7 protein-coding genes and 1 pseudogene are annotated in these 7,152 nt (G+C 63.5%); 5 read left to right on the top strand and 3 right to left on the bottom strand.

Features of this window, described 5'->3' with window-relative positions; genetic code table 11:
* Positions 1-708 precede the first annotated feature (708 nt).
* Genes VX037_RS23550 through VX037_RS23555 form a run of 3 tightly spaced genes read right to left on the bottom strand, consistent with a single transcriptional unit; the run spans position 709 to position 3,345 of the window.
* Positions 709-1,407: a DUF4192 family protein gene (locus VX037_RS23550; RefSeq protein ID WP_328716091.1), complete on the bottom strand. Its 699-nt coding sequence runs from the start codon at positions 1,405-1,407 to the stop codon at positions 709-711.
* The gene (locus tag VX037_RS23790; protein ID WP_442903746.1) at positions 1,394-1,744 is read right to left on the bottom strand and encodes a transposase; all 351 of its coding nucleotides are present in this window, start codon (positions 1,742-1,744) and stop codon (positions 1,394-1,396) included. Before VX037_RS23790 ends, VX037_RS23550 begins: the two co-directional genes overlap by 14 nt.
* Before the next feature lie 44 nt (positions 1,745-1,788).
* Entirely contained in the window at positions 1,789-3,345 is a 1,557-nt protein-coding gene (locus tag VX037_RS23555) for an amidase (RefSeq protein ID WP_328716083.1), read from the bottom strand.
* Positions 3,346-3,544: 199 nt separating this feature from the next.
* On the opposite strand from VX037_RS23555, the pseudogene VX037_RS23560 reads away from it, so the two are divergent.
* From VX037_RS23560 to VX037_RS23580, 5 genes and pseudogenes are all read left to right on the top strand, one after another.
* Positions 3,545-3,766: pseudogene (locus VX037_RS23560) on the top strand (IS21 family transposase); the annotation flags it as partial.
* Positions 3,763-4,548: an IS21-like element helper ATPase IstB gene (istB, locus tag VX037_RS23565; protein WP_328716085.1), complete on the top strand. Its 786-nt coding sequence runs from the start codon at positions 3,763-3,765 to the stop codon at positions 4,546-4,548. The pseudogene VX037_RS23560 and the gene istB, both read left to right, overlap by 4 nt.
* Positions 4,549-4,850: 302 nt before the next feature.
* Positions 4,851-5,582, top strand: coding sequence for an enoyl-CoA hydratase/isomerase family protein (locus tag VX037_RS23570; RefSeq protein ID WP_328716092.1), 732 nt, complete (start codon positions 4,851-4,853; stop codon positions 5,580-5,582).
* A gap of 92 nt (positions 5,583-5,674) precedes the next feature.
* Positions 5,675-5,974 (top strand): putative quinol monooxygenase, encoded by a 300-nt coding sequence (locus tag VX037_RS23575; protein ID WP_328716087.1) that lies wholly within the window; start codon positions 5,675-5,677, stop codon positions 5,972-5,974.
* 162 nt (positions 5,975-6,136) lie between these two features.
* Positions 6,137-7,152 (top strand): carbon-nitrogen hydrolase family protein (locus tag VX037_RS23580; protein ID WP_328716089.1); only part of this gene is annotated, 1,016 nt, incomplete at its 3' end.

The following is a 7,152-nucleotide window of genomic DNA, read 5'->3' on the forward strand; positions in this document are numbered from 1 at the left end:
CCAGCTACCGTGAGAACCCGGTCCCCGCAAACGCTGGAACCAACTAACCGAGCCTCCAGCAAACCCGGGGCGATTCACGTCGCGCTGGGTGCCGTTGCGTGTCTGGCGGGCCATCGGGGTTCCTCCTTGCGGGTGGCTGGTTTGTTTGACACCGGCCAGTTCTTCGCCGTCGGGAGGCTGGTGCAAGGGAGGAAGCGAAAACGTTGTCCGGGCCGTAGGCCTGAAACCCGTAGGGCGGGTCAGTTTTTCGTGGCCCTTGTCGCCGTGCCGACCAGAGGTAAGAGACTGGGAGGGGGCAACAAACTCCCGGCTTGTGCGGCGTATGCCGGACAGATTGGGTCCGACCCTCCGGGTCGGCCTGTTGTCGGGTTTGGCCGTGCGGCGGCGCGGCCAGCAACAGTGTTGTTCGGCGTAGCCGATCCGCTGTGGGGGCCGTTACCGTGGTGGGTATGTCTTCTGTCGAGCGCGCTGTGGCTGAGCTGTGGGTGCCGTTGGCGTCTGAGGTGCGGGCGGTTGTCGAGGGCCGTTCTGGCGCTGAGGCTCCGCGGGTTGACCTGTGGTGGCGCGATGCGCTGCCACCTGCCGGTTTAGGCGAAGTCCTCAGGGATGGGGAAGTGCCCGTCGAACAGCTCGTCGGCCGTTTCAGCGGTCGGCATGATTTCACTGAGCGTGTCCGGGCTCACCCCGGCCCGGATCGACTGATCGCAGCTAGGCCAGGCTGGGCAGCTCGGTGTCTTCGGCGATGTGGTCGAAGATCACCCCGACCATGACGCCATCGGAGCCGAGGTAGTAGCAGGCGGCGGCGAGGGTGAGCGCGTTTGCGCGGTCGCGGCCACGCAACGGTCGGGCGAGTTCGATGAACACGGTGGCGGCGGCCGATGCGTTGTGGGCGGCGGTGCGCAGGAATGCGTCTCGGTATGCGACGTTCCGCTCGATCATGGCGGCGAGCTGGGCGGACAGCTCGCGGGGAACCTCGGTGGGCCAGTGCACCATTGCGGACACGACGGCCTTGGCAGCAAGCTCCGGTTGCAGCTCAACTCCCTCGGTGGTGCTGGCGGGATCGGTGGTGGCGAGGCGTGCTCGCAGATCGTCTCGGTTCTGTGCGATGGCCTGTCCTTTCATGGCGCGGCTGGCTGAGACGGCGCTGTCGCGGTAGTCGTCGCTGATGCCGGTTTCGCCGGTGATGAGGTCCCGGTAGGGGGCGGGCTGGTCGCACCGTGTGACAACGATCTGGTAGTTGGTCTCGATTCCAACCGGTCCCGCAGGTCCTGGGTATGTACCGGCACTAGGCCTCCGGCTATGGCCGTTGGACCGGGGGTGTGCGTCGGTATGGGAAGTCGCTGCAGGAGAATGTGATGCGGCGTGGACGGAGCGATCTGGGCGGCCGTTTCTCTCAGGGCCGCACAGATCGGATCGACTCCGTGTTCGTCACGGGAAGCGGCGACGATCTCCGCCCAAACAAAGCCGATGCCTGCTTCACGATCGTGCTAGCTCGTCGCAGTTCACGGTTCTCCCGCTCCTGCTGCGCGATCCGATCGGCATCGCCGGTCGTAGTACCCACACGAAACCCGCCGTCGATCTCTGCTTGACGAACCCAGTTGCGTAACGCCTCGGGGTGCACTCCGAGGCGATCGGCGATCCGGTTGATCGCACCCCGCGACGACTCCGGAGCTATCTCACCGCTGCCGTCACGGTGAACGGCTTCTGGGCTAGCGCTATGACTCTCATGGTTGCGAGTTGGCACCTCTGAGCGGCGGCCCGATGTACTCGAACCAGTCGTCGAGGGGTTCAGAGGGGGGGTGTGTGGCGGGGTGTCACGCGCGGGTTGTGATCTCGTTCGAAGGAGTGAGCGAGGTTGAGTAGTGTGCTTTCAGCGAACGGTCGCCCCAACAGATCAAAGCCAACCGGGAGTCCCTGCGGGGATAGGCCTCCGGGCACCGACAGCGCCGGCAATCCAGCGCACGGCGCGATGTCTGCGGTGATCGCTGCGTCGACCCGCTCGTCGGGGATTAGTGGAGGCTGAATTTGCGTGGTGGGATGAACCAACGCGGCAACGCCGTGGCGATCCATCAGCCCGGTGATCCTGTTCTTTAGGGCTGTGCGTTGGGCCAGGGCGACACCGTAGAGCGGATTCCTGCGACCGCCGGTTGCACGTGACGCCAGCAAACGCGATTGCGCGTATGCGACCGACGTATTGGATGCGATCACGGCGTCGATGCCGGCGACCGGTCGTCCTGGTAGATGCCTGAGGTAGTTGTCGATGTCCTCGCAGGCCTCGTACAACACGACATCGGCAGCGAGTGCCTCAGTCTCGTCCAGTTCAGGAATCTCCACCAGAACGACACCGCTGTCGCGAAGGCGGGCCAGAACCGATTGCATCACTGCCAACACACCGGGGTCACCGCCCGGGCCCGTCGGGCCGGTGAACATCGAGCGAGCCACGCCGATCCGGGCGCCTCGCAACGCCTGCGCGGACAACGCAGCATAATAGCTCGGAGGGCGCTGTCCGACCGCCCGAGCTGTGGTCGCGTCGCGTGGATCGCTGCGCCCTGCGATGACGTCGAGAACCATCGCCAGGTCTGCGACGCTCCGACCTATCGGCCCAACGGTGTCCTGGGTGGACGCCAACGGTATGACACCACCAATGGATGCGAGCCCCTTGGTTGGGCGCAAACCGTACAAACTGTTGTGCGCGGACGGAATTCGGATCGATCCGGAAGTATCCGATCCCAGTCCGACAGCTCCGAAGTCGGCGGCGACGGCAGCGCCCGTACCGCCGCTGGATCCCCCGGGGTTATGGGTGAGGGAGTGAGGGTTGCGGGTCTGGCCCAGGCGAGAGCTGTCTGTGGAGATGAAAATCGCCCACTCACTCATGTTTGTCTTCGACAGGACGATGGCCCCGGCAGCACGCAATTGCGCCACCACGGTTGCATCGGACGCCGGGACACTACCGGCGAGTAGTCGGGATCCGGCTGACGTCGGAAGGTCTGCGGTGTCGAAGTTGTCCTTGACGACGATCGGAATACCGTGCAGCGGACCTCTCACGCGGCCAACGCGCCGTTCCTGATCGAGCCGCGCGGCGGTGTCCACAGCGTTCGCATTGTCGGTGATGATCGCATTGATTCTGGGACCGCGCTGGTCGTAGGCGGCGATTCGCGCGCGATAGGCTTGAACAAGATCGACCGAGGTGGTCTCGCCTCGCTCGAGTGCCCGCGCGAGATCAGTGACCGACAAGCCGTCGGGTCGAAAATCCGGCGGCTTACCGGGCGTCGTCGGCGACGTGGGTGTAACCGCTGACGAGACGCCGTCACCGAAAGTGACTGCCGAACCGGCTGCTGCGGTCACCGCGCCCGCTGCAGAGAGAAACCGCCGACGGCTCACCCGCTGCCGATCATCCATCAAAGGTAACTCGCTTTCAATCGTAAGAGTCGATCCGCGCAAGGTCGACAAGGTTCTAGGCAGGAGTAAATCTCCCACGCGACCGGGACACGTGTGTATCAAACGCAGCGAATCTCTTTAGCGAAGAGAAGAGAAACAGGTCACACTTCGACGAACCCACGGCCACGAACAGGTGCTCAACGCTCTGACCAGGGCGGTGGCGTTCCGACGGTTCAAGGCCGCCGATGTGCGTTCGATCCTCGATGCCGGAGCCGGCACCCCCAACCCGCGACCGGCCGGCACAGCACTGCTCGGGCATCTGCCTACCGCGCCCACCCGCTCGCTGGATGCCTACAAGCTCGGCGCCGGCGACAAGGAGGTGTCATGACCACAACGTCGAAACCTGTTGCACCTCAGACAGTGCCGCCGCTACCGGCCGACCTTGACCTGGCGCTACGCCGATTGAAACTGGCCTCGATCCGTCGTAGCGCCCCCGAAGTCCTGCTCACTGCGAAAACTCAGCGGTGGACGCCCGAAGAAGTACTGCGGACCCTGGTGGAAGCCGAGATCGCCGCTCGTGATGCCTCCAACATCCGCAACCGGCTCAAAGCTGCCGGGTTTCCGGTCACCAAAACCCTGGAATCGTTCGGCGTGGCCGCATCGTCCATCCCGGCCAACACCTTCGAATACCTGTCCTCGCTGGAATGGTTTCGGGCCCAACACAACCTGGCCTTGATCGGCCCAGCCGGGACTGGCAAGAGTCACACCCTGATCGGGCTGGGGATCGCCGCAGTGCACGCCGGACACAAAGTGCGGTACTTCACCGCCGCCGACTTCGTGGAGACCCTGTATCGCGGGCTGGCCGACAACACCGTCGGCAAAACCATCGACACCCTGCTGCGCCAAGATCTGCTCATCCTCGACGAGATCGGATTCGCCCCGCTCGACGACACCGGCACCCAACTGCTGTTCAGGCTCGTCGCCGGCGCCTACGAACGCCGCTCTCTCGCGATCGCCAGCCACTGGCCCTTCGAACAATGGAGACGATTCCTGCCCGAACACACCACCGCCGCCAGCATCCTCGACCGACTACTGCACCACGCCACCATCGTCATCACCGACGGCGACTCCTACCGCATGACACACCGAACGGAGGTGCCACCCACCTAAAACATCCCGCACAGGGTGGGAACTTTTACCTGGCCACCAGCGGGGACATCAAACTGGCCGTTGACACGGGTCTAGGCGGCCGTGCGAGATCGTATGGCAGAGAATGTGACAGAAGGATCGGTCGGGACCGCCGCGGAGGCGGTGGGCGAACTGAGCGTCTACCTGTCGAGCGCGTCCGACGGCGCCTTGCAACAACCGGGTGAGAACGTAATGGGAACTCAGTGGATTTTAACTATCGACACCGTGTCCGGCCACCGTAAGTGCCCACCCCAGACGCGATCCGTTTGATGCGCGGCAACGCGATGCTCGAGATAGTCATCGACTACGACGAGCGCATGAATTCCCTCGATCTTGAGGACTTCGAGCACCTAGAAACGCTGATGGAAGATGTACTACCGAGAGGCGCCCGCGCGGTTCTCCTGCGCGGCGAGGGACGGTCGTTCTGCACTGGCCGAAACCTAAAGGGCATGCGACCTGACGAGGACATCTTGGCGTCGGTGACGTTGATCAACCGCGTGCTACTCGCTTGGCGAGCTCTACCTGTGCCCACGGTCGCGGCCGTCCAGGGTCAATGCCTGGGTGCCGGCGTGGGACTGGCGCTGCTCGCCGACCTGACGATCGTGGCCTCCGACGCGCGGATAGCCTCGCCGTTTGCCCAGCTCGGCGCCGTTGCGGACTGCGGTTTCCATGCGGTCGTGACCGAACGCCTCGGCGAGGCCGTCACGAAGGACATGATCCTGACGGGACGAGCCCTGAGTGGTCAGGAGCTCGCCGACCGGGGGCTCGTCGCCCGTAGCGTCGACGGAGACGTTGCGGGCGCAGCTCGCGAGATCGCCGCGACCCTGGCCGAAGGCCCAACTCTTGCCTTCGCTGCCTCGCTGGACCTCGTCGACGGTGTCGTCGACGGCGATACCGTCGAGGTGTCGATCGGGCGCGAGGCACTCGCGCAAGACGCGGCGAGCCGTACCCACGACTACGCGGCGGGACTCCGCGCCTTCCTCGAACGCACCTCGCCGAGGTTCGTCGGCCGGTGATCCGGCGCATTCAGATTGACTACTCACCCCACCCATCCCCGCCCACCCTAGTATTTCCAAGACTCAGCAAGGAGACCCCTAAAGTGCCAATCGTGATTGCCAGGCTCGAACCGAAGTTCGGTGCACATGACGAGGTCGTCGAAGCACTGAAAGAGCACGTGCCACATGTGCATGCGGAGCACGGCTGCGAACTCTACGCGGTGCACAGCGACGGACAAGTCCTGATCATCGTGGAGCGCTGGGCCTCTGGATCTGCCCTCAAAGCGCACTCAACCGGCCCAATCTTCGCCGAACTCAACGATCGACTTAGCGTCCTTCTCTCAGCTCAACCTCGTATTGATGTCGTCAGAAGCGTGCCGCTGGGGGAAACCGCCCGCGGAGCGATCGCCTAGTCTGTCTGAAGAAGTCGCTTCTCAGAGCTGACGGCGAGGACAACGCCCGCAGCGGCGTCCGCCGAAGACTACCCCAAGAAACGAAGCTGACGCGTCCAAAGCAGCTTCTACTCGCTACGCGTCCGGCGGATGCGTGTTTGTGCAGCCAGAAAGGGTGTGTGAATGAAGGTCGCAGCGGTCCAACTTGAGGCAGTAGTCGCCAATATCTCCGAAAACCTCGCCCGATGTGAGCGGTTGGTGATCGACGCTGTCGCAGCCGGCGCCGAATGGGTGATGCTGCCCGAATTCTTCTCCACGGGTATGGCTTTCGACGACGCGCTCGCTTCTGCCGCGTTGCCACCCGATGGCGTGGCGGTCGAGATGATGATGACTCTGGCCAAACGGAACCACATCACGATTGGAGGATCGTTCCTATGCCGTGACGCTGACGGACACACGCGGAACGCGTATTTTCTTGTGTCCCCGTCTGGTGAAATTCTTGGGCGTCACGATAAAGACCTACCCACGATGTGGGAGAACTGCTACTACATCGGCGGTGACGATGAGGGCGTCATCGACCTCGGCGATGGCCGAGCCGCAGGAGCTGCCGTGTGCTGGGAGTTCATGCGTTCACAGACAGCGAGGAGACTACGCGGTCGAGTCGATGTGATAGTTGGCGGGTCGGCGTGGTGGAGTAGTCCGTCGTGGCACCCGAAAAAGATCTTTGAGCAGCTTGAGAATTCGAATTCAGCCACTGCCACGGGAATCGCGCCCGCGATGGCTCGATTGGTCGGAGCACCTGTGATCCACGCAGCACACACCGGAACGTTGCATTGCCGCATCCCATGGCTTCCTCTGCGCTACAGGGGACACCTTGAGGGGGGAGCAATGATCTGCACTGCAGATGGTCGCATCCAGGCGCGACGTGACGCGTGGGAAGGTCCCGGTTTCGCGCTCGCCGATGTCGACCTGCAGAGAGCGGCCCCTACTGACGCTGTGTCGGAAAAGTTCTGGTTGCACCCGCGAGGCGCTATCCCCGCTGCCATGTGGTCAATGCAACGCGTGCACGGAAAGCGTTACTACAAGCAGAAGTCCTATGCACCGAGCAAAGAGCGCACAACAGCATGTGAAGCGCGACGAGATCTCGATTCGTCGAGAGGTGCGATCAAGCGGATCGCCGATCAGCTCGGAGTCCATCC

It is taken from the genome of Gordonia sp. Z-3 (assembly GCF_036233855.1).
In the GTDB taxonomy this organism is placed as follows: domain Bacteria; phylum Actinomycetota; class Actinomycetes; order Mycobacteriales; family Mycobacteriaceae; genus Gordonia; species Gordonia tangerina.